Annotated in this window: 18 protein-coding genes, 1 pseudogene and 1 riboswitch; of the genes and pseudogenes, 13 read left to right on the plus strand and 6 right to left on the minus strand. The window is 72.7% G+C overall.

Going from position 1 to position 24,094, the window contains the following annotated elements:
- The first annotated feature begins 28 nt into the window (after nucleotides 1-28).
- The 4 genes from DVH02_RS07310 to DVH02_RS07325 are packed head-to-tail and all read left to right on the plus strand — an operon-like array spanning nucleotide 29 to nucleotide 5,169.
- Nucleotides 29-2,158: a hydantoinase/oxoprolinase family protein gene (locus DVH02_RS07310; RefSeq protein ID WP_114622878.1), complete on the plus strand. Its 2,130-nt coding sequence runs from the start codon at nucleotides 29-31 to the stop codon at nucleotides 2,156-2,158.
- Complete coding sequence (locus DVH02_RS07315) at nucleotides 2,155-2,808, plus strand: hypothetical protein (protein ID WP_114622879.1); 654 nt, start codon at nucleotides 2,155-2,157, stop codon at nucleotides 2,806-2,808. Before DVH02_RS07310 ends, DVH02_RS07315 begins: the two co-directional genes overlap by 4 nt.
- 3 nt (nucleotides 2,809-2,811) lie before the next feature.
- Entirely contained in the window at nucleotides 2,812-4,098 is a 1,287-nt protein-coding gene (locus DVH02_RS07320; RefSeq protein WP_114622880.1) for a TRAP transporter large permease subunit, read from the plus strand.
- Nucleotides 4,099-4,140: 42 nt separating this feature from the next.
- A complete protein-coding gene (locus DVH02_RS07325) occupies nucleotides 4,141-5,169 on the plus strand; it encodes a glycoside hydrolase family protein (protein ID WP_114622881.1) in 1,029 nt (342 codons plus the stop codon).
- Nucleotides 5,170-5,239: 70 nt separating this feature from the next.
- On the opposite strand, the pseudogene DVH02_RS07330 reads toward DVH02_RS07325, so the two are convergent.
- The 5 genes and pseudogenes from DVH02_RS07330 to DVH02_RS07350 form a co-directional block, all read right to left on the minus strand.
- Nucleotides 5,240-5,744: pseudogene (locus tag DVH02_RS07330) on the minus strand (hydrolase); the annotation flags it as partial.
- A gap of 115 nt (nucleotides 5,745-5,859) precedes the next feature.
- The gene (locus tag DVH02_RS07335) at nucleotides 5,860-6,531 is read right to left on the minus strand and encodes a GntR family transcriptional regulator (protein ID WP_114622882.1); all 672 of its coding nucleotides are present in this window, start codon (nucleotides 6,529-6,531) and stop codon (nucleotides 5,860-5,862) included.
- A gap of 83 nt (nucleotides 6,532-6,614) precedes the next feature.
- Complete coding sequence (locus DVH02_RS07340) at nucleotides 6,615-7,541, minus strand: sulfurtransferase (RefSeq protein WP_114622883.1); 927 nt, start codon at nucleotides 7,539-7,541, stop codon at nucleotides 6,615-6,617.
- Nucleotides 7,538-8,917 carry an LLM class flavin-dependent oxidoreductase gene (locus tag DVH02_RS07345; protein ID WP_199566195.1) on the minus strand — a complete coding sequence of 460 codons (1,380 nt, stop codon included), beginning with the start codon at nucleotides 8,915-8,917 and terminating at the stop codon, nucleotides 7,538-7,540. Before DVH02_RS07345 ends, DVH02_RS07340 begins: the two co-directional genes overlap by 4 nt.
- A gap of 34 nt (nucleotides 8,918-8,951) precedes the next feature.
- Nucleotides 8,952-9,731, minus strand: coding sequence for a hydroxyethylthiazole kinase (locus DVH02_RS07350; protein ID WP_114622885.1), 780 nt, complete (start codon nucleotides 9,729-9,731; stop codon nucleotides 8,952-8,954).
- A 488-nt stretch (nucleotides 9,732-10,219) separates the two neighbouring features.
- Here DVH02_RS07350 and DVH02_RS07355 point away from each other — a divergent pair, with 488 nt between their 5' ends.
- From DVH02_RS07355 to DVH02_RS07395, 9 genes are all read left to right on the plus strand, one after another.
- Entirely contained in the window at nucleotides 10,220-10,981 is a 762-nt protein-coding gene (locus tag DVH02_RS07355) for an intradiol ring-cleavage dioxygenase (protein WP_114622886.1), read from the plus strand.
- Between the two features lie 474 nt (nucleotides 10,982-11,455).
- Entirely contained in the window at nucleotides 11,456-12,229 is a 774-nt protein-coding gene (locus tag DVH02_RS07360; RefSeq protein ID WP_114622887.1) for a glutathione S-transferase C-terminal domain-containing protein, read from the plus strand.
- Nucleotides 12,230-12,349: 120 nt separating this feature from the next.
- Nucleotides 12,350-12,464: riboswitch (SAM riboswitch) on the plus strand.
- 560 nt (nucleotides 12,465-13,024) lie between these two features.
- Nucleotides 13,025-14,644, plus strand: coding sequence for an ABC transporter substrate-binding protein (locus DVH02_RS07365; protein WP_114622888.1), 1,620 nt, complete (start codon nucleotides 13,025-13,027; stop codon nucleotides 14,642-14,644).
- Nucleotides 14,645-14,647: 3 nt separating this feature from the next.
- Entirely contained in the window at nucleotides 14,648-15,607 is a 960-nt protein-coding gene (locus DVH02_RS07370; RefSeq protein WP_114622889.1) for an ABC transporter permease, read from the plus strand.
- Nucleotides 15,604-16,539, plus strand: coding sequence for an ABC transporter permease (locus DVH02_RS07375; protein ID WP_114622890.1), 936 nt, complete (start codon nucleotides 15,604-15,606; stop codon nucleotides 16,537-16,539). The genes DVH02_RS07370 and DVH02_RS07375 overlap by 4 nt, the downstream gene beginning before the upstream one ends.
- Nucleotides 16,521-18,260 (plus strand): dipeptide ABC transporter ATP-binding protein, encoded by a 1,740-nt coding sequence (locus tag DVH02_RS07380; RefSeq protein WP_114622891.1) that lies wholly within the window; start codon nucleotides 16,521-16,523, stop codon nucleotides 18,258-18,260. Before DVH02_RS07375 ends, DVH02_RS07380 begins: the two co-directional genes overlap by 19 nt.
- On the plus strand, nucleotides 18,257-19,267 hold the full coding sequence (locus DVH02_RS07385) for an LLM class flavin-dependent oxidoreductase (RefSeq protein WP_114622892.1): 1,011 nt from the start codon (nucleotides 18,257-18,259) through the stop codon (nucleotides 19,265-19,267). The genes DVH02_RS07380 and DVH02_RS07385 overlap by 4 nt, the downstream gene beginning before the upstream one ends.
- 161 nt (nucleotides 19,268-19,428) lie before the next feature.
- Nucleotides 19,429-20,529 carry an LLM class flavin-dependent oxidoreductase gene (locus tag DVH02_RS07390; RefSeq protein WP_114622893.1) on the plus strand — a complete coding sequence of 367 codons (1,101 nt, stop codon included), beginning with the start codon at nucleotides 19,429-19,431 and terminating at the stop codon, nucleotides 20,527-20,529.
- Nucleotides 20,526-21,935, plus strand: a complete 1,410-nt coding sequence (locus tag DVH02_RS07395; protein WP_114622894.1) for an NtaA/DmoA family FMN-dependent monooxygenase — start codon at nucleotides 20,526-20,528, stop codon at nucleotides 21,933-21,935. Before DVH02_RS07390 ends, DVH02_RS07395 begins: the two co-directional genes overlap by 4 nt.
- 301 nt (nucleotides 21,936-22,236) lie before the next feature.
- On the opposite strand, the gene DVH02_RS07400 is transcribed toward DVH02_RS07395, so the two are convergent.
- Nucleotides 22,237-23,877 (minus strand): MDR family MFS transporter, encoded by a 1,641-nt coding sequence (locus DVH02_RS07400; RefSeq protein ID WP_114622895.1) that lies wholly within the window; start codon nucleotides 23,875-23,877, stop codon nucleotides 22,237-22,239.
- Between the last annotated feature and the right edge of the window lie 217 nt (nucleotides 23,878-24,094).

The following is a 24,094-nucleotide window of genomic DNA, read 5'->3' on the forward strand; positions in this document are numbered from 1 at the left end:
CGACCCAGCACAAGGAGGTGCTCGGACCATGACCACACACCGAATCCGCGTCGGCATCGACGTGGGCGGAACCTTCACCGACGCCGTGGCGGTGGACGCCACGACTCTCGACCTGCTCGGGCAGGTGAAGGTTCCCACCAGCCACCATCACGAGGACGGAGTCGCCCACGGCATCGTGGAGGCGCTCGACCGCCTGCTGGAACAGACAGGACACGCCCCTGAGGACGTCGCCTTCCTGGCCCACGGCACCACCCAGGCTACCAACGCCCTGCTGGAGGGCGACGTGGCGACCGTCGGACTGCTCGGCATCGGCACCGGAGCCGGGGCGGTCTTCACCCGTCGGCTCGCCTCCCTCGCCAAGCTCGAACTCTCCCCGGGCAAACGGCTTCCGCTAGCCTACGCGCACATAGCGGACCCCGGGGACCGGGCCGCCGTCGCGTCCGCCGTCGACGAGGTGGCACGCCGGGGCGCCCAGGTCCTGGTCGCCACCCAGCCGTTCAGCGTGGACCGTCCGGAAGGCGAGGAGGCGGTAAGGGAGTTGGCCGCCGAGCGCGGCCTGCCGATGACCGCGGCCCACGACATCACCTCGCTCTACGGACTCCAGAAACGCAGCCGCACCGCGGTCGTCAACGCCGCGATCCTGCCGAAGATGTTCGCCACCGCCGACCTGGTGGACGCCTCCATCACCAAGGCGGGCATCGTCGCGCCGCTCATGGTGATGCGCTGCGACGGCGGCGTCATGTCGCTCGACGAGATGCGCCGGCGCCCCCTGCTGACCGTGCTGTCGGGCCCCGCGGCGGGCGTCGCCGGGGCGCTCATGCGCGAACGCGTCAGCGAGGGCGTCTTCCTGGAGACCGGCGGGACCTCCACCGACATCAGTGTGGTGCGCCGGGGCAAGGTCGCCGTGCGGCACGCGACGCTCCTCGGCAAGTCCTCCTATCTCTCCGCGCTGGACGTACGCACCGTCGGCGTCGGCGGCGGCTCGATGATCCGCGTCGGCGGCGGGAAGGTCACCGCCGTCGGCCCGCGCAGCGCGCACATCGCCGGACTGCCCTACGCCTGTTTCGCCTCCGCCGACGACCTCGCCGACGCGCGGCTCGCCACGGTCCGGCCGCTGCCCGAGGACGCCGAGGACCATGTCGTGCTCGACGCCGCGGGCGGCCGCTACGCGCTCACCCTCACCTGCGCCGCCAACGCCCTCGGTCTGGTCCCCGAGGGCGACTTCGCGCGCGCCGACCGCGAGGTCGCCCGCGCCGCCCTCGCCCCGCTGGCGGCGGCGCTGTCCACCGATGTCGACGGCGCCGCCACCCAGGTGCTCGACTCCGCGATCGCCCAGGTCAGGACCGTCGTCGACACCATGATCGACGACTACCGGCTCGACAAGGACACCGTCCTGCTCGTCGGAGGGGGCGGCGGCGCCGCCTCCGTCACCCCGCATCTGGCCTCGGTCACCGGCCACGAGGGCCGCATCGCCGCGCACAGCGAGGTGATCAGCCCCATCGGAGTGGCCCTCGCCCTCGTCCGCGAACAGGTCGAACGGATCATCCCCGGCGCGGGGCAGGAGGACATCCTCGCGGTGCGCTCCGAAGCCGAACGGGCCGTCGTCGCCCAGGGCGCCGCCGCGGACGCCGTCGAGGTGGAGGTCACCGTCGACCCGCAGACCAACACGGTGCGCGCCGTCGCCACCGGCGCCACCGAACTGCGCACCCAGGACCGCGCCCACCGCGCCGACGACGCCGAACGTCTGCGGCTGGCCGCCGAGAGCCTCAAAACCCCTGAGGAACGGGTCGACATCCTGGCCGGCACGCCCGCCTACACCGTCTACGGCACCGAACTGCGCCGCAGAATGCGCCGCGTGCGCAGGCCCGTTCGCGTCGTCGACGCCGACGGGGTGGTCCGGCTGCACTCCCCCGACGCACGCGTCGACACCACCACGGTCGCCTCCGCGCAGCAGGCCCTGACCACGCTCGTCGACGAGGCCACCGCCTACGGCGACGGCGGGGTACGCGCCCCCGCGCTGCGGCTGCTCATCGGCTCCCGTATCGCCGACCTCTCCGGAGTGCTCGCGCCGGGGCCGCTGCTCGCGCTGGCCCGTACCGAGATGGAGGGCCGCCCCGGCGACGAGCCCGTCGTCGCGATCGTGGAGGAGCGGTCATGAGCCCCCTCACGGCCGCCCGCGGGGCCGCCGGTCTCGCCGCCGTCGACGACATCGAGTACGGCGCCCGCTTCCTCGGCACGCTCTCGCTGCACGAGGGCCGCGACCCGGCGCTGCTGCGGCACTGGGCGGCGGTGGCGGCCGAGTTCGGCGCCGCGCTGGCCGGTGACGCGCGGGCGGCACACGCGGGGGCAGCAAACGCGGGGGCCGACTCCGTACAGGGCGACCCCGTGCGGGGCGACTCCGTACGGGTCGTGGAGAGCACCGGCGGTCTGGAGCGCGGGCTCCTCGCCCGCTACACCTCCCGGCCCCCGACCATCGAGCTGTACACCGACTCCGTCGACGCGGCGGAACGCCTCGTGCGCGCACACGGCTGGCGGGAGTGGTTCCCGGCCGGCTCGGTGCGCGCCGCCGCCCTCGCCCACGAAGCGGTCCACGAACGGCTCCACCACGGCTCCGAACGCGCCGTGCTCAAGCAGGCCCTCGGTCACACCGCGCTGCGCCTCGGACGGCTGCGCGTCCTCGCGCATGTCGCGGGCGCCGAGGAGCTGGCCGCACACGCCTACGCGCAGTCCGTCTGCGGCCTCGGCCGCAGTCCGCTTCTGCTGTCCGCCGCCCTGGCCGCGTCCGCCGCCCCGGCAAGAGAGAAGTAAGTCATGGGCATCGTCATCCTGATCATCATGGCGGCCGGTGTCGCCGCGATGCTCACCAAGAAGCTCCCCACCGCCTTCGCGCTCGTCCTGCTCGGCGTGGTCATCGCCTTCGTCGCGGGCGCCCCGCTCACCGGCGAGAACAGCGTCTTCGACACGGTCCTCCAAGAGGGCGCCCCCATGCTCGCCGCGACGATGATCGCGATCCTGCTGGGCTCCTGGCTGGGGAAGCTGCTCGACGAGACCGGCATCGCCGGCACCCTCGTCCGCAAGATCGTCGAGTTCGGCGGCGACCGGCCCACGGTCGTCGCGCTCGGCGTGCTGGCCGTCTCGACCCTCATCGGCACCGTCACCGGCTCCGCGCCCGCGGCGATGCTCGCCGGGATCATCGGCATCCCCGCGATGATCGCCGTGGGCATCCCCAAGGTGACCGCCGCAGGCACGATCCTCATGGGCATCGCCGCCGGGATGCCCTTCGAACTGCCGATCTGGCAGTTCTTCTCCAGCGCCCTCGAACTGCCGGTCCCCGAGGTACGCGGCTTCATGATCAAGCTGTTCCCGTTCGCGCTGTTCGCCGCCGTCATGTTCGTCCTCGTCGAGTCCCGCAGACGCGGTGTCGAACACGCCTGGGCCTTCCGCACCGAGACCCCGCGCACGAAGGCGGGCAAGCGCAGGGCCCGGCTCGGCGACGCGCCGTGGTACGCGCTGCTCACCCCCGTCGTCCCCCTCGTACTGGCGCTCGGCTTCGACATCGCGATCATCCCCTCGCTGCTGGCCGGGGTGGTCTACGCGCTCGTCACGACGACCCGGCCGCGCGACATGAACCGCCGACTGCTGCGCACCCTGTACGGCGGCTTCGAGGTGGCCGCGGCGCCCATCACCCTGTTCGTGGCGATCGGCATCCTGCTCGCCGCGGTCAAGCTCCCCGGCGCGGTGGACGCGCTCGCGCCGCTCGTCAAGGCGGTCAGCCCGCAGAACCCGGTGCTGTTCGTCGTGGTCTTCACGGTGCTGGTGCCGCTGTGCCTGTACCGCGGACCGCTCAACGTGTACGGCCTCGGCGCCGGTATCGCGGGCGTCCTCATCGCGGCCGGCATCTACCCGGCCGTCGCCGTGCTCGGCATCACCGCGTCGTACAACCAGGTGTTCGGTGTCGCCGACCCGACCAGTACCCAGACGGTGTGGAGCGCGCAGTACGCCGGGGTCGGCCCCCAGCAGGTCATGGCGCGCACCCTTCCCTACGTCTGGTTCGTCGCCCTCGGCGGTTTCTGCGTCACCGCCGCCACCGCTCTCTGACCTCCGGCGCACTCACCCCTCCACGTACGGGACGGAGCACCCATGAACCAGCCGCACCAGCCCAGCCGCCGCATCCTCCTCAAGTCGGCCGCCGCGACCACCGCGGCGCTCGCCGTCGGCACGGCCGCCGCACCGGCCCTCGCCGCACCGGGCGACACGGCGACCGCGGCCGCCGCACCCGGCGGATTCCCCGACTACCGTTACGTCAAAACCCTCCTGAAGCCCAGTCAGCTCACGTACAACCCCACCGGCGAGATCATCTTCCCGTGCATCCGGGGAACCGCCGGGCGGCTGTCGGCGCCGCTGGGCCGCTACTACCTCTACTACGCGCCGCACGACGCGCCCGGCGGGATCTGCCTCGCCTACGGGGACCACATCGAGGGGCCCTTCACCGAGTACCCGCGCAATCCGCTCGTCGCCAACGTCTGGCAGCCGCACTACTCCGTCAGCCACGTCTCCTCCCCGCACGTCATGTGGAACGAGAGCGCCAAGGAGATGTGGCTCTACTTCCACGGCGAGAACACCACGACGCGGCTGGCCCGTTCCAAGGACGGCATCACCTTCACCTACGACAAGGTCGTCCTCTCCACGTCCATGCTGCCCGCGGGCACCACGGAGACCTCGTACGCCCGGGTCTTCCCGTACGAACTCCCCTCGAAGAACGCCCACTTCGTGATGTTGTTCATGCTGAACAACACCACCAACCACCGCGACATCCACTGGGGCTGGTCGGCGGACGGCCGGAACTGGACCTTCGACCAGAAGGCACTGGTCAGCCACAACGACGTGTCCGCCGTCAACATCGGCGGTCCCCATCTGCTGACCCGGGGCGGCAGCGCCTTCGTCGTCTACAACAAGGACAAGACCAGCGGCGGCGACCTCATGATCACCGAGGTCGGGGCGGACTTCACACTCCGCCGCCATCTCGGCCGCTTCTACGAGTCCGCGGCCGGCGCCCCCGACAACGGCCGCAGCGCCTCGCCCAGTTTCGGCACCGAGGGCGGCGTGCCGTACATGGTCTACGAGTCCGGCGAACGGCTCCAGGGCAGCATCTCGGTCGCCCGGGGCTGAGCGCGGCGCGAACCGCGCCGGAGGCGGGCTGCCGTGGGGGAAGACCCCCACGGCAGCCCGCGGCCCGTGGTCACTCGAAGAACTTCAGCCCGGCACCGGTGTCGCTGGTGGCGCCGGGGACGTCGGCACGGGTGTAGGTGGTGCTCCCCCACCAGACGAACGTGCCGTTCCTCCACTGCCGGGCGGACCAGGAGTAGGGGCGTGCCCTTCGCGACCGCGTGGTAGACGAAGGGGGCGCGTGGGCCGGACGGCGGGCTGTTGTCGATGTCGCCGTCGACCAGGGCGAAGGAGTTGCTGCCGGGACCGTCGACCTCGGTGGTGGCGGTCCAGCCCTTCATCATGGTGCCGGAGTGGGAGCCGAACAGACAGCCGTTGGACTTGTACCAGTCCCCTACGTAGCTGGGGTCGCCGCCGGAACGCAGCCGCAGATCGGCGATGCAGTACTGGTCGCTCCAGGAGCCGTTGGCCGAATACACGATGTGCAGTTGGCCGTGCGGGTCCTCGACCGGGATCGGCGCCTCGTCGATGTACGGGTTGGCCACCTGGCGCTCCCGGCTCTCCCGGGGCTGGGAGAGAGAAACGCCCGGAATCTCACCGAGGGAGCGGGCGGGCGTCCGAAGGTCAGCGCCATCAAAGCGAAGCCAGGACCTGCGCGCAAGGCAGTCCTCCGAACTGCCGGTGGGAAACAGGTCAGCGGGGACCGGGCGGCGTGCCGTCGGCCGGGAACGGCCGCTCCGCGCGTACGCGTTGCCGTATGCGCCGGTCCCGGTCGTGGGCGTGGTGGCCGAGCATGGCGATACGGGCGCCCTCGGCGTCCTGGGCGCGGATCGCGGCGGTGACGGTCCGGTGGTCCGCGAAGGTGTCCGTGAAGGTGCCGGCGGCCTCGGGAGTGCGCCAGGGCGCGCTGGTCTTCACCTGGGCGTCCAGGGTGTGCAGGAAGGCGGCGACGGTTCGGTTGTGGGCGGCCTGGCGCACGGTGTCGTGCCAGGCGTTCAGGCTGCGCCGGATCTCGGCGGGGTCGTCCAGGGACTCGGCGTGGTCGAGGTGCGCGTCCAGCCGGGCGAGGTCGACGGGGCCCCGGCGGAGCGCCGCCGACGCCGCGGCGGTGGCGTCCAGCACGGCCTGGGTCTCGAAGAGTTCGAGCATCTCCTCGTCCGAGCGCAGGCGCAGGGCGAAGCCGCGCCGGGTGGGGACCAGCAGTCCGTCCCGCTCCAACAGGGCCAGGGCCTCGCGCACCGGGGTGCGGGAGACCGCGAACTCCTCGCTGAGCGCGAGCGGTACGAGCGAGGCGTCCGGCGGGTAGTACCCGGAGGTCAGACGGTGCTTGAGTTCGTCGTGGACCGTGTCCCGTGTGCTCTTCATCCGCATCCTCGTCGTCCGACCGGGGGCCGGGACCGATCATGCCCGATCCGGGAGCGGCGCGTCACGGCGGCGATCCGCACGGATCAGCCGCCCGCTTCGTCGCCGGTCGTCAGCGGCAGGCCCGGGTGGGCCCGCCACTCGCTGAGCGAGCCGTCGTAGAGGACGACGTCGTCGATGCCGATCTCGTGCAGGGCGAGGGCCAGTCCGGCCGCGTTGATCGCACCACCGCAGTACAGGACCGTACCGGCGCCCCGGCGCAGCCCGTGTGCGGCTGCCAGGCGGGCGGTGTGCGCGGGGTCGAGGGTGTGGTGGGGGCCGAGCAGATCGGCGTACGGCAGGTTCGTGGTCCGGGGGATGTGTCCGGAGCGGGGACGGCCGGGGTCGCCTTGGTACTCGGTGCGGCGCAGGGCGCAGACGGCCGGGGTGGGGTCGTCGCCGTCGGCGATCCGGCGCATCCGGGCCAGACCGGTGAAGTGGTCGCGGGCCGGGGCCGCTTCGACGTCGCCCGGTACCGGGGGCTCCTCGCGCCCGTCGGTCACCGGCAGGCCGGACTCTTCCCACGCGCGGAGCCCGCCGTTGAGGACCCGTACGCGTGTGATGCCCGCCGACCGCAGCAGCCACCACACCCGCGCCGCCCACGCGCCGGTGAGGCGGTCGTAGACGACCACGGTGGAGTCCCGGCGGATGCCCAGTTCGCGGGCGTGGGCGGCGATGCGTCCGGCGGTCGGGCGGGTGAAGGGGAAGGGCGCGAGGGGGTCGGAGAAGCGGGCCGTGAGATCGGCGAAGCGGGCGCCCGGGATGCGGCGTTCGGTGTGCAGGGCGAGGCCGTCGGCGTAGTCGGTGGTCCCGTCAGGTCCGGTGCGCCGGTCCACACTGGCGTCGAGAAGCACGACGTCGTCCAGGTGGCGGTGGAGCCAGGCCGCGTCGACGAGGGCGGAGGCGGCGGGGCCGGAGGGCGCGGGTCCGGGGGTGGCAGGTCCGGAGGCGTCGGAGGCGTCGGAGGCGGTCACGGGCGGCCTCCCTCGGCGGAGCGGGCGCGGCGGCGCCACTCGTCCCGGCCGGGCCGGGCGAGCCCGAGGTTGTCGCGCAGGGTGCCGCCGGTGTGGGCCGTGCGTACCAGGCCGCGGCGGCGCAGTTCGGGTACGACCTGCTCGGCGAACTCCTCGAAGGCGGCGGGGACATGGGTGGCCTGGATCATGAAGCCGTCGGCCGCGCCCGCGTCGAGCCACTGTTCCATGGTGTCGGCGATGTCCGAGGCCGAGCCGATCATGTCGCCCTCGGTACGGGCGCCGTACCAGCGGCCGATCTCGCGCACGCTGAGCTTCTCCCGCTCCGCGAACTCGACCACCTCGCGGTAGTGGCCCTCGACTCCGACCTCCGCCAGGGAGGGCAGGGGGCCGTCGAGGTCGTAGCGGGTGAGGTCGACGTTGACGTGGTAGGCGAGCCGCGACAACCCCGCCTCCGGGTGGACGAGTCCGGTGAACTCGGCGTGCTTGGCGAGCGCGTCCTTCAGGTCGGTGCCCACGACGGTCGTCGCGGCCGGGAGGACCTTGAGCTGCTCGGGGTCCCTGCCGTGGGCGGCGGCGCGGGCCTTGACGTCGGCGTAGAAGGCGACGGCCGACTCCAGCGACTCGTGGCTGCAGAAGACGACGTCCGCCCAGCGGGCCGCGAAGTCCCGCCCGGCCGGGGAGGCGCCGGCCTGGATGATCACCGGGTAGCCCTGCGGCGGCCGGGGCACGCTCAACGGGCCGCGCACAGCGAATCGTTCGCCCCGGTGGTCCACGGCGCGCACCCGGTCGGGGCGGCCGAAGACGCCGCTCTCCTTGTCCGCGACGATCGCGTCGTCGGCCCAGCTGTCCCAGAGCTGAGCGGTGACCTCCAGGAACTCCTCCGCTCTCGCGTAACGGGCCGCGCGTGCGGGGAGCTTGTCCTGGCCGAAGTTCTGCGCCTCCGCGTCCTGGAAGCTGGTGACCACGTTCCACCCGGCCCGGCCGCCGACGAGATGGTCCAGGGTGGCCATGGAGCGGGCGACGTGGAAGGGCTCCTGGTAGCCGGTGGACACGGTGGCGGCGACACCGAGGTGCTCCGTGGCGGCGGCCATCAGGGTGATGACGGGGATCGGGTCCAGGCGCGGGGTGCCCGTACCCCAGGTGACGGCGGGATCGAAGGAGTCCTTGAGGCCGCGGGGCACGGCCAGCGAATCGGGGACGAACGCCAGGTCGAAGCCCGCGCCCTCCAGGACACGGGCGATACGGGTGTAGTGGGCGGCCGTGAGGAAGCCGTCGCCCGCGTCGGGGTGACGCCAGCCGACGGTTCCCTGGGGGCCCGCGTTGAGGAAGGCCGCCAAGTGCATGCGAGGAGTGGTGCGGGGATCGTCGGTGGTCAAGGGGGCTCCCGGGAGGGGTGGCACGACGGGGTACTCAGGCGGCGAGCAGCGACAGCTCGTCCAGCAGGGCGACGGCGAAGGAGCCGGTGCCGGTGGTGCGCGCGCCCGCGCGTTCGGCGGCGGCGGCATACGCGGCGTGCGCGACCGCGGTGGCGGTCAGCGCGTCCGGCACGACGGCGAGCGCCCCGGCGATCAGCGCCCCGAGGGCGCACCCGGCGCCGGTCACCCGGGTCAGCCGGACATCGCCCCCGGGCACCGCCAGCGTGCGGGTGCCGTCGGTGACGTAGTCGGTGGGGCCGCTGACGGCGACGACCGCCCCGGTGCGCCGGGCCAGGTCCTCGACGGCGCCGACGGCGTCCTCGGAGGAGAGGGTGGTCTCCACGCCCTGGCCCGTGCTGTGGCCGCCCGCGAGGGCGGTCAGTTCGCTGGCGTTGCCCCGGATCACGGTGGGCCGGTACGCCAGCAGGGAGGCGACGAACGCGTCGTACGCGACGGCTCCCGCCCCCACCGCCACCGGGTCCAGCACCCAGCGGGTGCCCGCCGCGTCGGCGGTTCGGGCGGCGGCGGTGACGGGTTCGGCCGGGTTGGCGATGAGCGCGGCGGCGTTGATCCACACGGCGCCGGCGGCGGCCGGGAAGACCGTGGGAAAGTCCGCCGCGGCGCCGATGGCGGGGCCCGCGCCGACAGCCAGCAGCACGTTGGCGCTGAGGTTGGCGGCGACGTAGTTGGTCAGGCCGTAGACGAACGGGGAACCGGCGCGGATCGCCGCGATTCCCTCCGCGACCGTCGGGTGCGCGTAGGTGATCTCTTCCATGGTGGTACGTCTCCGAGGCGTAGGGAGGATGGTGCGGCTCGTTGTCACGGCTCCGGCCGGTGTGTATGCAACTGTATGCAGCCGTCCGGCGATGCCCGCAAGGGCTGACGGCCGCATTTCACGAAGGCGCAACAACCGGCGGAGCGCGGTGCCGGGCCGGGCCGGGCCGGATACCGGATCGGACGGCCGGGGTCTCACCCGGCGTGACCGCGGGAGTGGCACGCGACGCGTCCGGGGGCGCGGAACCGGGTCGACGCCTCCGGGGCGCGGGCGGCCTCGTCGCGGCGGGCGCGGTCGTGTGCGTCGTCCCCGTACCGCCGCCCTTCCCGGTCACGCGGCGCGGATCCGTCCAGGGAGCCACCTCCTCCGGACGTGAGCGAGAGCCCGGGGCACGGCGGTCCGACCGCGACCGGTCCGCGTCTTGACACCACGTCACTTTGCCCGATTCACAGCCGCCTGACAGGTGATCTCCCTACGGTGCCGTGTCCATGACAGACAACAGCGAACCCCGTATCCGGCGCCGCACCGTACTGCTCGGGAGCGGCGCCACGGCCGCCGCGCTCGCCGTCGGCGCCGTCGGCTCCCGGCAGCCGACGGCGGCGGAGGACGAGACCGACCGCACGGCGCCGGTCGCCGCGGCGGCCGTGTGCACGCTCACCAAGGAGCTGACGGAAGGCCCGTACTACCTCGACGGCGCGCTCGTGCGCGCCGACCTCACCGAGGGCAAGCCCGGCATCGCGCTCAAGCTGGCCCTCACCGTCGTGGACAACAGCACCTGCGCGCCGCTGAACCGGGCGCTCGTGGAGCTGTGGCACAGCGACGCGCTCGGCGAGTACTCCGGCTTCGTCGGCGCCAACGGGCACCAGGAGCCCGACAACGGCACCTTCCTGCGGGGCGGCGTGCTGACCGGCACCGACGGCGTCGCCACCATCACGACGATCTATCCGGGCTGGTACCGGGGCCGGTGCGTACACATCCACGTCAAGGTGCACACCAACGTCACACTGACCTCCGACGGCTCCTTCCGCGGTGGGAGGGAGCTGCACACCGGCCAGCTGTTCGTGGACGAGGCGATCACCACGGCCGTCGCCCGCGTCTCGCCGTACTCGACCAACACCGTGGCGCGCACCACGCTCGCGCAGGACGGGATCTACGGCAACGGAGGCACCGCCGCGGGGCTCATGACCGTCACCGGCTCCCCCTCCGCCGGGTACACCGGCAGCCTGGCCCTCGGCATCGCCCAGGGCTGACGACCCGCCGTCAGGGTGCCGGTGTCCCGTGCGGGACACCGGCACCCGCGCGGCATGGACCGGCCCAGCCGCATCGGGCAGCCGGCCCCCGCCACGGCGAACCCGACTATCCGCCGCGGGCGGCCACCGCCGATCTCGCCGCCTTCCAGCAGCTCCACGACCGACAGGTGAGACCGTACGCCCGGCTTTCTTGACGTCGTCACTGAGTGCACCGAGACTGGTGTGCACGGTCACGGTTGTCAGCGCCCACGGCGTGGGTCCGCTTCTCGCGGGCCCCGGAGGTGAAACGGGTGGCAATGCCCAGGAACGACTTGACGAGGCGCCTGCATATCGATCTCTCCCGCGTCTCCAGCGCTTACTGATCCGCCTCCGGTCCGTGCGATCAGGACCGGTGCGTCAGAGCGCAGTCGCTCCGCATTCGGCCGCCGGCGCCCACAAGGCCGCGGTGGTCTCCTCGTTTCCCAAGGGAGAGTCATGCCCGAGACAACATCGCGCAGCTCCAGCACGGCCACCACCACCGGTTGTCAGCCCACGTCGTCCGCGTCGGCGCGTCGCCCCAAGGCGACCGCGGTCCGCCGCCCGCACCGTTCCCGCAGCCGGATCGGCGTGGGTCTGGCCGGCGGCTTCTACCCGGCGCCGCACCGCTACGACCTCTTCCTGTCGGCGGGGTGCCCCCGCTCCCTGCGCGTCTCGATCACCCTCGACCTGCTCGGCCTCGGAGAGACGGTCGCCACCACGCTGCTGACGCACCCGGCCGAGACCCCTGCCGGTTTCGCCGCGCTGCGCGGCGCCTACGAGGCCACGGTCCACCACTACGACGGGCCGCTGACCGTACCGGCGTTGCGCGACCGCTGGAGCGGACGCGTCGTCAGCGACCACACCCCCGACATCCTCCGCGACCTGGCGGGCCTGTTCCCCGGCCGCGACGGGACCCCGCTGCTCGACACGCCGAACCTGGCCCCGGACATCGACGCCCTGCGCGATCTGCTGGAGCGGCATGTCACCCCGGCCGCCCAGCCCTCCGGACGCTCGGCGGCGCTTTCGCACCTGGACCGTCATCTCAGCGGCCGGCCCTACGTGTTGGGCGAGGCCCTGACGGCGGCGGACGTGGATCTGTGGGTGGCGCTCGTCCATCTCGGCCCGGTCCGCGCTCCGCGCCCGTACCCGCGGCTCGGGGAGTACGTACGCCGTCTGGCCGGTCAGCCCGCCTTCCGGGGCCGGAGCGACGCGGTACCCGACGCCGCGTGAACGGGGGCGCCCGCGGCGCAGTCCGGTCGCGGTAATGGCCGGTCGCGGCGGAGTCCGGTCGCGCCCGGCGCCTCCGCCGGGCATTGACGTAGGGCAGCGCCGCTCCGTACGATCGCGACCGGCATCGAGTGTCAGCGTCAAGCCCTGGCTTGCTGACCGGCAACCCTCCGACGCGGTGGGGTGCTCCAGGTGAAAGCCCGGCAGGGGTCATCGGTGATCCCGGCAAGCGTCTGCCCCTCGACGGGGCCGGAGATGTGGAGGACCGGTATGCGGCACAGCGTTGACCTTCGTACCTCAAGCGCCTTCCTCCTTGCCACCACGGTGTACTCGCGATTCTCGCGCCGCCGCCACATCGACCTGCGGCGCTGCGCCGGCTGTCTGTGTCGGGTCTGACCTAGGGCCTCTCGTTTGGATCATGCCGGGCTCGCGAGCCCTGGCACCGCGCCTCGCCGCGTTGTCGTCAGTCATCCCCAAGGTCTCGGCTTCGCTCGACCAGGGGAGACCCCATCCGCTCCGCGTGGGCTCCCTCCTCCGGCCTGATCCAAACTACCCTGGTTCCCCGGGACCGGCTGACGTCCGTCGGCGCCCGCCGCTTCCCCCGGTCACCCCGCGGCCTCGCGCGGTGCCACCGGTCCGCGCGGACCTGTTCCGCGGCCGTCGGTGTCCGTCCACGCCCGCCTCGTCTCAACAGCACGGCCCCGCCCGCCGTCTCACGCCGGGCGGGGCGGAACGCCCACGCGCGGCCGTGATCCGCACGGCACCACGCGGGTGGCGACACGAGTAGGAGAATCCTCCGTGACACCACATGCGGGCTCCAGGCCCGCCCGATGGGCGGCGTCGGCCGCCCTCCTGACCACCGGCGCCCTGCTCACCGCCTGCGGGGCGGGCGACGGCGCACCCGGCGCAGGCGGCGGCCGGGCCACGTCCGGCGGCACCCTGACCTTCGCGGTGAGTTCCGACGCCGGCTGCGCGGATCCGCAGCAGGTGGGGAGCAACGACACCATCTACTCGCTGCGGCAGATCGTGGACTCCCTCACCGACCAGGACCCGAAGACCGGCAAGATCACACCGTGGCTGGCCAAGAGCTGGGACGTCAGCCCGGACGCCACCACGTTCACCTTTCGGCTCAGGCCGGGTGTCACCTTCAGCGACGGTACGAAGCTGACCGCGCAGGTGGTCAAGGACAACTTCGACGCGGTACCGGAGCTGGGCGCCCTGGCGACCCTGCCCCGCGGCTACCTGAGCGGCGTCGAGAGCACCACCGCGCTCGATCCGCTCACCGTCCGGGTGAGATTCAAGGAGCCCAACGCGCAGTTCCTCCAGGCCACTTCCACGCACTCGCTGGGAATCGAGTCGGCGGCGAGTGTCCGCAGGACGCCGGAGCAGCGGTGCGCGGAAGGGGTGGTCGGATCGGGTCCCTTCGTGCTCAAGAGCTATGTGCAGAACCAGTCGGTCACGCTGGCGAAGCGCACCGGATACGCCTGGGGTTCCCCGCTGTGGAGCAAGAAGGGCGAGGCGTACCTGGACAAGCTCGTGTTCAAAGTGGTGCCCGAGGCCGGTGTCCGGGTCGGCAGTCTGCAGTCCGGTCAGGTCGACGCGATCGGCGGTGTCGGCAAGGCGAACGAGCCGACGCTGAAGGGCGGTCAGGCGCGCCTGGCCCAGCGTGCCAATCCCGGTTCCGTGTTCAATCTGGGGCTGAACAACTCCCGTCCCGTCCTCAAGGACGTGCGGGTGCGGCAGGCGATCTCGTACGCCCTGGACCGGCGGCAGATCGCCGACACCGTGTACCCGACCGGCACCAGGCAGGCGACCAGCATCCTGGCGCACACCACTCCCGACTACCGGGACCTGACCGCGCAGCTGCCCTTCGACGCGGCGAAGGCGGCGTCCCTGCTGGACTCGGCTGGCTGGCAGGCGGGCGCCGACGGCATCCGCGCCAAGGGCGGCACCCGACTGAGCCTGACCGTCAAGTGGTTCGCGAACTCGACCACGAACCAGCCCGCGCTGGAGCTGATCCAGCAGCAGCTCAAGGCCGTCGGCATCGACGTGGTGCTCAAGCAGCTGCAGATCGCCCAGATCGCCCAGGTCCAGCAGTCGGGGGACTTCGACGGGCTCTGGGGAAATCTGACGCGGGCCGATCCGGACATCCTGCGCACCCAGTACTCCACCGCTCTGGTCAACGCCTACCACCTGCCGAAGAGCCCGCTGGACTCGCTGCTGACCCGGCAGGCGGCGACCACCGATCCGGCCGAGCGGACACGACTGGTCGGCGAGGCACAGCAGTTGATCGTACGCAACGCCTACGTCGTTCCCGTGGTGGAGCTGCTGACCCAGCTGGGCGTGTCCAGGAAGGTGCACCACCTGGACTTCGACGCCTCCAGCCGGATCCAGCTGCACGACACCTGGATCGGATAGGGAATGCGCGGCTATGTGCTCAAACGTCTCGCGCAGGCGATCGGTGTGCTGTGGGCGGCCTACACGCTGTCGTTCCTCGTCCTGGACTTCCTGCCAGGCGATCCGGTCTCGGCGATGGCCGGCGCCGGATCGGACTCGGCCGAGATCGACCCGGCGCAGCTCGCGGCGCTGCGGCACCAGTACGGCTTCGACAAGCCGGTACTGGCGCAGTACGCCGACTACCTCGGCCGGGCGGTACGGGGGGACCTCGGTGACGCGATCTCCACCGGCCGGCCGGTGACCTCGACCCTCGCGGACGCGCTGCCCGGGACCCTGCAGTTGACCGGCGCCGCGCTGCTGCTCGCGGTGGTTCTCGGCGGTGGTCTGGCCGTGTCGGCGACCTGCACCACGCGGCGGTGGCTGCGGCAACTGCTGCTCTCGTTGCCGCCGTTGGGGGTTTCGGTCCCCACGTTCTGGGTGGGGCTTCTGCTCGTGGAGTCGTTCTCCTTCCGGTTGCGCTGGTTCCCGGCCTTCGGCAACGACGGGCTGCGGGGGCTGGTCCTGCCTGCCGTGACGCTGGCGATCCCGACCGGCGCGCAGATCGCGCAGGTGCTGTCCAAGAGCCTGCTCACCGCGCTGGACCAGCCCTATGTGGAGACTGCCCGCGCCAAGGGCGCCGGGCGGTGGCGGGTCCATCTGCGGCACGCGCTGCGCAACGCGTCCCTGCCCGCGCTGACCGTGGTCGGCCTCCTGGTGGGGCAGCTCGTCGCCGGTTCGGTGGTCGTCGAGACGGTGTTCGCGCGCGACGGCCTCGGCCGGGTGACGGCGGCCGCGGTCACGGCGCAGGACATCCCGCTGGTCCAGGGGGTGGTGGTGTTCGGTGCGCTGATCTTCGTACTCACGAACCTGATCGTCGACCTCGTCTATCCGCTGCTGGACCCGCGGATCGTGGCGGCCTCGGGCAGGAAGGCGGGTGTCGCATGAGCCAGGGGCTTGCCCATGACGCCGCCGGGGCCGTGCTCGGCCCCGGCCACCCTCCCGGCCCGGGAGCCGGTCCGGGAGCGGGGCCGGGAGCGGGGGGAGGCGCAGCTGTCCGGCGGGTCCTGCGGTTCCTGGTGCGCCGCCCCGGCCTGGTGCTGTCGGGCCTCGTCGTCGTCCTGGTGGTGCTGGCCTCGTTCCGGCCGGGGCTGTTCACCTCGCGGGATCCGCTGACAGGGGTGCCGTCGCAGAACTTCCGGAGCCCGAGCGCCGCGCACTGGTTCGGCACGGACGAACTGGGACGTGATGTGTTCTCCCGGGTGGTCCACGGTGCGCAACTGTCGTTGAAGGCGACGCTGATCGCGGTGGTGGTCGCCTTCGTGGTCGGCAGCCTGATCGGTCTGGTCGCCGGGTTCGTCGGCCGCTGGGTCGACGACGTGCTGATGCGCTTCGTCGACGTACTGCTGTCGATCCCGGCGCTGTTCCTCTCCCTGGCGCTGGTCACCGCGCTGGGGTACGGGACGGTGAAAGTGGCGGTCGCGGTGGGGATCGCCGGGGTCGCGGGCTTCGCCCGGGTGGCGCGGGCCGAGGTGCTGCGGGTGCGGCAGGCGGTCTTCGTCGAGGCGGCACGCTCCTGCGGGGCCCGCTGGTACTCGGTGCTGGGCCGGCACATCCTGCCCAACGCGGCCGGTCCTGTGATCGTCCTGGCCACCCTCGATCTCGGCTCCTCGATCCTGGCCGTGTCGGCGCTGAGCTTCCTCGGCTACGGAGCCCCGCCGCCCGCGCCGGAGTGGGGCACGTTGATCTCCGACGGCCGCAACTACCTGGCCAACGCCTGGTGGCTCACCGCCCTGCCAGGACTGGCGATCGCCGCGACCGTACTGGCCACCAACCGCGTCGCACGGGCGCTGGACGGCGAATGGTCCCGGCAGCGATGACCGGCCCCCTGGCGAACGATCCCGGAACGGATGAGAACGTGACGACATCACAGAGCGCGCGACCGGCCACCGGACGGGGTCTCCCGCTGCGGATCCGCGGCCTGACGGTGTCGTACCGGACCCGCGGGGGCACGGTGCGGGCCGTGCGGGACGTCGACCTCGACGTGCCGCCGGGCGAAGTGACGGCCGTGGTCGGCGAGTCCGGATCGGGCAAGAGCACCGTGGCCCATGCCGTCGTCCGGCTGCTGGCGGCGAACGGCAGCGTCGACGCGGGTACGATCCGCTTCGGCCGGCACGAACTCGCCTCCCTGACGGAGGCGGAGCTGCGCACCGTACGCGGCGCCCGGATCGGCCTGGTCCCACAGGACCCGTCGGTGTCGCTCAACCCGGTCAAGCGCGTCGGCGAACAGGTCGCCGAGGTCCTGCGCGTCCACGGGCTGGCGACCCGCCGCTCCGCGCCGCTGGAGGCGATCGCCGTCCTGGACCGGGCGGGTCTGCCCGACGCGGCCGTCCGCGCCCGGCAGTACCCGCACGAACTCTCCGGCGGACTGCGGCAACGGGTCCTGATCGCGATCGCCATCGCCGCGGGACCGGAGCTGATCATCGCGGACGAGCCGACCAGCGCGCTCGACGTCACCGTGCAGCGCGTCATCCTCGACCATCTGCAGGGCCTCACCGAGGAACGGGGCACCTCGGTCCTGTTGGTGACCCACGATCTCGCGGTCGCCGCCGACCGGTCCCAGAACCTGGTCGTCATGGAGCGGGGACGGGTGGTCGAGGCCGGTCCCACGCGTGACATCCTCGCCTCCCCCCGACACGACTACACCCGAAGGCTGCTGGCCAGCGCGCCGAGCCTGTCCACCGCCCGCCCGCGCGCCCCCGCACCCGCTCCCCCGGGCACCGGAGGCGCGGCGCCGCTGGTCGAGGTGCGGGGCGCGGTCAAGGAGTTCCGGATGCCCCGCGCGGGCGGCGGGTCCCGGACGGTGCGGGCGGTCGACGACGTCAGCCTCACCCTCCACCGCGGCCGGACCCTGGCGCTGGTCGGCGAATCCGGCTCGGGGAAGTCCACCACCGCCCGTCTGGTGCTCCGCCTGACGGACGCGACCGCGGGACGCGTGCTGTTCGACGGTGTCGATGTCACCGCCGCCCGGGGCCGGCAGGTCAGGCGGCTGCGCCGCAGGGCCCAGCTCGTCTACCAGAATCCGTACGCCTCGCTCGACCCGCGGTTCTCCATCGGTGAGGTGATCACCGAGCCGCTCCGGGCGTTCGGAGTCGGCGACCGGGCGTCCCGGCTGGCACGGGCGAGCGACCTGCTCGACCGGGTGGCACTCTCCGGCTCGCTGCTGGAGCGTCGTCCCGGGGAGCTGTCGGGCGGGCAGCGCCAGCGCGTGGCGATCGCCCGCGCTCTCGCGCTCTCTCCCGATCTGGTGGTGTGCGACGAACCGGTGTCCGCTCTCGACGTCTCCGTCCAGGCACAAGTCCTCGCGCTGCTGGCCGAGTTGCAGGCCGAGACCGGTGTGGCCTACCTCTTCATCTCGCACGACCTGGCCGTCGTGCGGCAGATAGCGCACCAGGTGTCGGTCATGCGGGCCGGCCGCGTCGTCGAGACGGGCGCCCCCGACGACCTCTTCACCCGGCCCCGCCACGCGTACACCCGCGAACTCCTCGCGGCGATCCCCGGCCGCCGAGGCGGCCACGATCTGAGGACGAGGACCGTATGACGATCACCTCGCTCGCCTTCCTCACCCCGGGCAACTTCGACGACGCCGCTCCGTACACCGGGCTGGAGGAGACACTGCGGCTGTTCGAGTACGGCGAACGGATCGGCTTCGACGGCGCCTGGATCCGGCAACGCCATCTCGAACACGGTGTCGGCTCGGCCGCGGTGTTCCTGGCCGCGGCCGGTCAGCGGACCGAGCGGGTCGAGCTGGGCACGGCGGTCATCCCGATCGGCTACGAGAGCCCGTTCCGGCTGGCCGAGGACCTGTCGTTGGCCGACGTGCTCTCCCGCGGGCGGCTCCAGATCGGCTTCAGCACGGGGATGCCGCACGCCGAACTGCTCGGAGATCTGGTGTACGACGGCGACTGGCGCTCCTTCGACCTGTCCTACGGCAGGATCGCCCGCGTCGTCGACCACCTGCGCGGCGGGTTTCTGGGCGGCCCCGACACCGTGATCCAGTCGCCGGGCAACACCCAGCGACCGCGGCTCCAACCGCACAACCCCGCCTTGGCGGAGCGGATCTGGTACGGCGGCGGAAGCCTGCGCTCGGTCCGCTGGGCCGCCGAGCACGGCCTCAACCTGCTGACGGGCAACATCGTCACGGGTGAGAACACCGACGACTTCACCACCGCGCAGTCGGGACTTCTCGCCGCGTACGGGCGGGCCGGGTCCGCCGCCCGCGTCGCGCTGGGCCGTGTCATCGTGCCGTTCGACAGCGCCGACCGGGCCACCCGCGTCCGCTACCGGGAGTACGCGGCGAGCAGGCAGGCCCGCACCCTGGCCCCCCAGGGTCCCCGGCGGACCCTCTTCGCCCCCGACGTGGCCGGCACGGCGGAGCAGATCCTGACACAGCTGGCGGCGGACCCCGTGGTCCCGGCCGTGTCGGAGCTGCGTCTCGAACTGCCCTACGAGTTCCGGCGGGAGGAGTACGAGCAGATCCTGCACGACGTACGCCATCTGGTCGCGCCCGAACTGGGCTGGCGGCCCGCGCGCCCGGAAGGCGAGTGATGAGTTCCGTACGACGGGACGTCCATACCCGTGAGCCGTTCGCCGACGGCCGTCGCTTCGAGCTGCCGTGAACGTCGGACGGCCCGGTCGCCGCCACCCTCGAAGCCCCGGCCGTTCGCGTCGAGTCCCAGAGATCCCCGTCCTCCCGGAAGGATGCCTCCATGCCCGCCCCCTCCCTGCACCTCGCCGTCGAACTCGACGGCGAAGGCTCCCATCCGGCGGCCTGGCGCCGCGCCGCCCACTCCCCCGACCGGCTCCTCACCCCGCGCCGGGTGGCCGGTGTCGCGGCGGTGGCGGAGAGCGCCGGATTCACCCTGATCACCCTGGACGACAGCACACTGCCGCCCGGCGCCCCACCGGATCCGGTCGGGAGGATCGGCGCGGTGGAGCGGGCGGCCTTCGCCGCCGCGTCCACGAGCACCATCGGGATCGCTCCCGTCGTCGCGCTCACGTACGCCGAACCCTTCCATGTCTCCAGCCAGTTGGCGTCCCTGGACCACATCTCCGCCGGGCGGGCCGGGTGGGTGGTGGCGCAGGAGGACCGCCCCGAGGCGGCCCGTGCCTGGGGACGCCCCCTGGTCGACGGCGCGGCCGCGCGGGCCCGGGAGTCCCGCGACGGTGTGGACGTGGTCCGCGCGCTGTGGGACTCGTGGGAGGACGACGCGGTCATCCGTTCCGTGGCCACGAGCCGCTACCTGGACCGCGACCGGCTCCATTACGTCGACTTCGCCGGGGAGACCTACACGGTCAAGGGCCCGGCGATCGTCCCGCGCCCGCCTCAGGGGCAGCTCGTCGTCCTGGGCCGGCCGGACACGGTCCCCGCCGCTCGGCTCGACGTCGCCCTGGTCGCGGGCCGGGACCTCGCGGCGATCACCACCGCCGTCGCCGCCGCCGGTGCGCCCCGCGTCTTCGCCGAGGTCGAGGTCGCGCTGGACACACCGGACGCCACCGCTGCCGAGCGCGTCGCCGATCTCGGACGGCACGCGCCGTGGCCCGACCACGGACGGCTGCGCCACATCGGCACGTCCGGTCAGCTGGTCGCGCTTCTCGGCGAGTTGAGCGACCACGTCGACGGTGTGCGGCTGCGTCCCCTCGTACTGGACGAGGACCTGCCCGTCCTCTCCCGCCTCGTACTGCCCGCCCTCGCCGAACAGCGCCTGACCTCCCGCCCACTGCCCGGTACATCCCTGCGCTCGACGCTCGGTCTGCCGCGCCCCGCCAGCCGCTTCACCCCCGCGGCCGCCCAGGAGGACCCCCGATGACCCGTACCGATCCCCTCGACGTACCCCGGCCGGACGCCCGGCTGCACCTCGGGGTGTTCTTCCAGGGCGTCAACCACTGGACCATCTGGTCCGCCCCGGAGAGCGGTTCCCAGATCGACCCGGCCTCCTTCCGCACGGTCGCCAGGACCGCCGAACGCGGCCTGTTCGACGCGTTCTTCCTCGGTGAAGGGCTGCGGCTGCGCGAGGTCGACGGCCGGATCCACGACCTCGACGTGGCAGGACGGCCGGACGCCATCACCCAGCTCGCCGCGCTGGCCGCCGTCACTCGCGGGATCGGCCTGGTCACCACCTCCAACTCCACCTTCAACGAACCCGCCGACCTCGCCCGTCGGCTGTCCGGCCTCGACCTGCTCTCCGCGGGACGGGCGGGCTGGAACGTGGTCACCACCGACAACTCCTGGACCGGCGCCAACTTCCGCAGGGGCGGTTACCTCGACCACGCCGACCGCTACCGGCGCGCGGAGGAGTTCCTCACCGTGGCCCGCGCCCTCTGGGACGGCTGGGAGGAAGGGGCGACCGCCGGTTCCACGGGCGCACCGAGCTGGTCGGTGCCCGGCGCCGTACGCCACGTGCGCCACCGGGGAGAACACTTCGACGTCGACCTCGCACCGACTCTGCCCCGCAGCGCCCAGGGCCACCCCGTCATCTTCCAGGCCGGCGACTCGGACGAGGGACGCGACTTCGCCGCCCGCAACGCCGATGTCATCTTCTCCGCGCACGGCACCGACTTCGACGACGCGCTCGGCTTCGCCGAGGACATCCGGCGCCGGCTGCGGGCCGCGGGACGGCCCGAGGACGATCTGCGGATCCTGCCCGGCACCGAGATCATCCTCGGCGCCACCGAGGCCGAGGCGCTGGAGAAGAAGCGCTGGATCCGGCTCCAGCAGGTCACTCCGGCCACGGCTCTGGGGATCGCCGGGCTGCTGTGGAACATCGATCTGTCCGACCGCGACGCGGACGGCCCGTTGCCGAAGGAGGATCCGGTCGTCACCGGGAACGACGGTTCCTTCGGCGCCCGCCGCGTCACCGATCCGCGAGCGGTCGTGGCCGAGTGGCGGGCGCGGGCCGAGGCGAACGGATGGTCACTGCGCGAGACCGTCATCGCGCTCGGCCCCCAGCGCGGCCATGTGGGCACCCCGTCCGCTCTCGCCGACAAGTTCGCCCATTTCGTGCGGCACGGTGCGGTCGACGGCTTCAACATCACCCCGTACCTCATCCCGGACGGACTCGACGACATCGTCGACCTGCTCGTACCGGAGCTGCAGGAACGCGGCGTCTACCGCGCCGAGTACACCGGTACCACCCTGCGCGACCACCTCGGCCTGCGCACCCCGCTCACCCGCCGCCGGGAGGTGTCCAACACGGTGGGACGGGGCGCGTCATGAGCGTGCGGCGGCCCGGAACCCTGCGGACCGTGACCGGACCCGACGGTACGTCGGAGCGTACGACCTGGCGCGTCGCGGCCCAGGACACCGGGGCACTGGGCCGAGGCGGGGACGCCCGAGCAACTCGCCGACGCCGCCGGGGAGACCGTGGCACCGGGCCCGCCCGGGAGTGACCGGGGGCGGACGGGCTCCTCGCCACTCGCCACCGCTCCCCGCCACTCCCACCGCTCCTCGCCACTCGCTCGGATCCGTCCCCGCCCGGCGGGAGTCGTGGACGGTGTGGCGCTGTCGTCTCCTCTCCTCAGTCGTCCGACAGCCTGGTGTCCGGTACCCGCCAGGCGGCGATCGCGAAGGCGGTGAGGCCGACGGCGGCTCCGGTGAGGAAGACGACCTGCATGGCGCTGACGTAGCCCTCCAGGAAAGGCTGGGCGGCGCGGGGATCGAGGGCGCGGAGGAAGGCCGAGTCCCGCAGATCCACGGTTCCGTCGGCCCGCAGTACGCCGTCCAGCGCGCGGGCGTTGCCGGGTTCCTCGGTGATACGGCGGAAGGCCGGCTCGGCGAACGCCGTGGTGAGGCGTTCGGTGATGCGCGTGCCCGCGAGGGAGAAGAGGAGGGAGAGGAAGGCGGCGGCGCCCACCGTGCCGCCGTTGGAGCGGAAGAAGTTCACCGCCGCGGTCGCCGCTCCCATGTCGCCGCGCGGCACTTCCGACTGCGCGAGCGTGGTGATGGTCTGCATCGCCGCGCCGAGTCCGGCGCCCATGAACAGCATGCCGATGGCGACGTACCACAGAGGGCTGTCCGCGCGGAGCGTCGCGAACACCACCAGGGAGAGCGTCAACGAGCCGATGCCCAGCACCAGATGGGTCTTGAACTTACCCGTCCTGGACATCAGCCGCCCGACCAGCAGCGTCACCGACACGTTCGCCACCACGGTGGGCAGTGTGGCCAGCCCGGCCGCCATCGGGCTCATGCCCTTCACCAGCTGCAGGTAGAGCGGAAGCGTCGTCATGGTGCCGAACATGGCGATGCCGACGACGAAGTGCAGGACGGCGCCCAGCCGGAACGCCCGGATCCGGAACAGTCGCGGCGGCAGCAGGGCCGCGTCGCCCATCCGGCGCTCGATCAGCACGAAGAGGACCAGGCCGGTCAGTCCGGTGCCGTACGCGGCCAGGGCCGGGCCGGAGAGCCAGCCCCAGGTCCTGCCCTGCTCGGCGATGACGAGCAGGGGGACGATACCGACGGCGAGCGCCAGCGCCCCGCCGTAGTCCAGACGGTGGCGTACGGGCTGGTGCGGGACGTGCAGCACGCGCAGGATCACCACGACGGCGAGCGCGGCCAGCGGCACGTTGAGCAGGAAGATCCAGCGCCAGCCCGCGAGCCCGAGCAAGGTGGCCTGGCCCGCGAAGATCCCGCCGACGAGCGGCCCCGCGATGCTCGCACCCGCGAAAACGGCCGTGATGTAGCCCTGGTACCGGCCGCGTTCGCGGGGCGAGGTGAGATCCGCGATGATCGTCATGGCGAGCGACATCAGCCCGCCGCCGCCGAGCCCCTGCACCGCGCGGAAGGCCGCCAACTCGTAGATAGACGTGGCGAAACCGCACAGCAGCGAGCCCGCCGCGAACAGCAGGATCGCGCACAGGTACACCGGGCGGCGGCCGTAGATGTCGGAGAGCTTGCCGTACAGCGGAGTGGCGATGGTGCCGGTGACGAGGTACGCGGTCGTCACCCACGCCTGCGCCGTCAGCCCGTGCAGGTCGTCGGCGATGGTGCGCAGCGCGGACGAGACCACGGTCTGGTCGAGAGCCGCGAGGAACATGCCGAGCATGAGCCCGGACAGCACGGTGACGATCTGCCGGTGTTCGAGCCGCGCGGGTCCGGCGGAGGCGCCCGCGGCTCCGGACTGGACCGCGTCGGGGCTGGTCTTGTCGTTCCCGCCGCTCATGCCGCGCGACCAGGACCGGCGACCGGTATCGCTGCTCGGGTGACGGTGGTGGCGGGAGGTGGGAAAGACGGCATGGGAACCCTTATTCGCTGCGTGTGTTCGTGCTGTGGACGAGGGCGGGGCATCGCGGCATGAGGAGGAGGCCAGGGGCCGGTGTCGGGGCCGGTCCCAGCCGACCCGCCCCGAGCCGGGGACGGGGGCGGAGGCGGAGGCGGAG

Source organism: Streptomyces corynorhini (assembly GCF_003346515.1).
Taxonomy (GTDB): domain Bacteria; phylum Actinomycetota; class Actinomycetes; order Streptomycetales; family Streptomycetaceae; genus Streptomyces; species Streptomyces corynorhini.

Bases quoted from the DNA above. Each gene is read 5' to 3' on its own strand.
- DVH02_RS07335 (WP_114622882.1), bottom strand. From the start codon at position 6,531: ATGAAGAGCACACGGGACACGGTCCACGACGAACTCAAGCACCGTCTG.
- DVH02_RS07310 (WP_114622878.1), top strand. From the start codon at position 29: ATGACCACACACCGAATCCGCGTCGGCATCGACGTGGGCGGAACCTTC.
- DVH02_RS07380 (WP_114622891.1), top strand. From the start codon at position 16,521: ATGGTCCCGGCAGCGATGACCGGCCCCCTGGCGAACGATCCCGGAACG.
- DVH02_RS07370 (WP_114622889.1), top strand. From the start codon at position 14,648: ATGCGCGGCTATGTGCTCAAACGTCTCGCGCAGGCGATCGGTGTGCTG.
- DVH02_RS07375 (WP_114622890.1), top strand. From the start codon at position 15,604: ATGAGCCAGGGGCTTGCCCATGACGCCGCCGGGGCCGTGCTCGGCCCC.
- DVH02_RS07390 (WP_114622893.1), top strand. From the start codon at position 19,429: ATGCCCGCCCCCTCCCTGCACCTCGCCGTCGAACTCGACGGCGAAGGC.
- DVH02_RS07325 (WP_114622881.1), top strand. From the start codon at position 4,141: ATGAACCAGCCGCACCAGCCCAGCCGCCGCATCCTCCTCAAGTCGGCC.
- DVH02_RS07315 (WP_114622879.1), top strand. From the start codon at position 2,155: ATGAGCCCCCTCACGGCCGCCCGCGGGGCCGCCGGTCTCGCCGCCGTC.
- DVH02_RS07400 (WP_114622895.1), bottom strand. From the start codon at position 23,877: ATGAGCGGCGGGAACGACAAGACCAGCCCCGACGCGGTCCAGTCCGGA.
- DVH02_RS07395 (WP_114622894.1), top strand. From the start codon at position 20,526: ATGACCCGTACCGATCCCCTCGACGTACCCCGGCCGGACGCCCGGCTG.
- DVH02_RS07320 (WP_114622880.1), top strand. From the start codon at position 2,812: ATGGGCATCGTCATCCTGATCATCATGGCGGCCGGTGTCGCCGCGATG.
- DVH02_RS07385 (WP_114622892.1), top strand. From the start codon at position 18,257: ATGACGATCACCTCGCTCGCCTTCCTCACCCCGGGCAACTTCGACGAC.
- DVH02_RS07360 (WP_114622887.1), top strand. From the start codon at position 11,456: ATGCCCGAGACAACATCGCGCAGCTCCAGCACGGCCACCACCACCGGT.
- DVH02_RS07355 (WP_114622886.1), top strand. From the start codon at position 10,220: ATGACAGACAACAGCGAACCCCGTATCCGGCGCCGCACCGTACTGCTC.
- DVH02_RS07350 (WP_114622885.1), bottom strand. From the start codon at position 9,731: ATGGAAGAGATCACCTACGCGCACCCGACGGTCGCGGAGGGAATCGCG.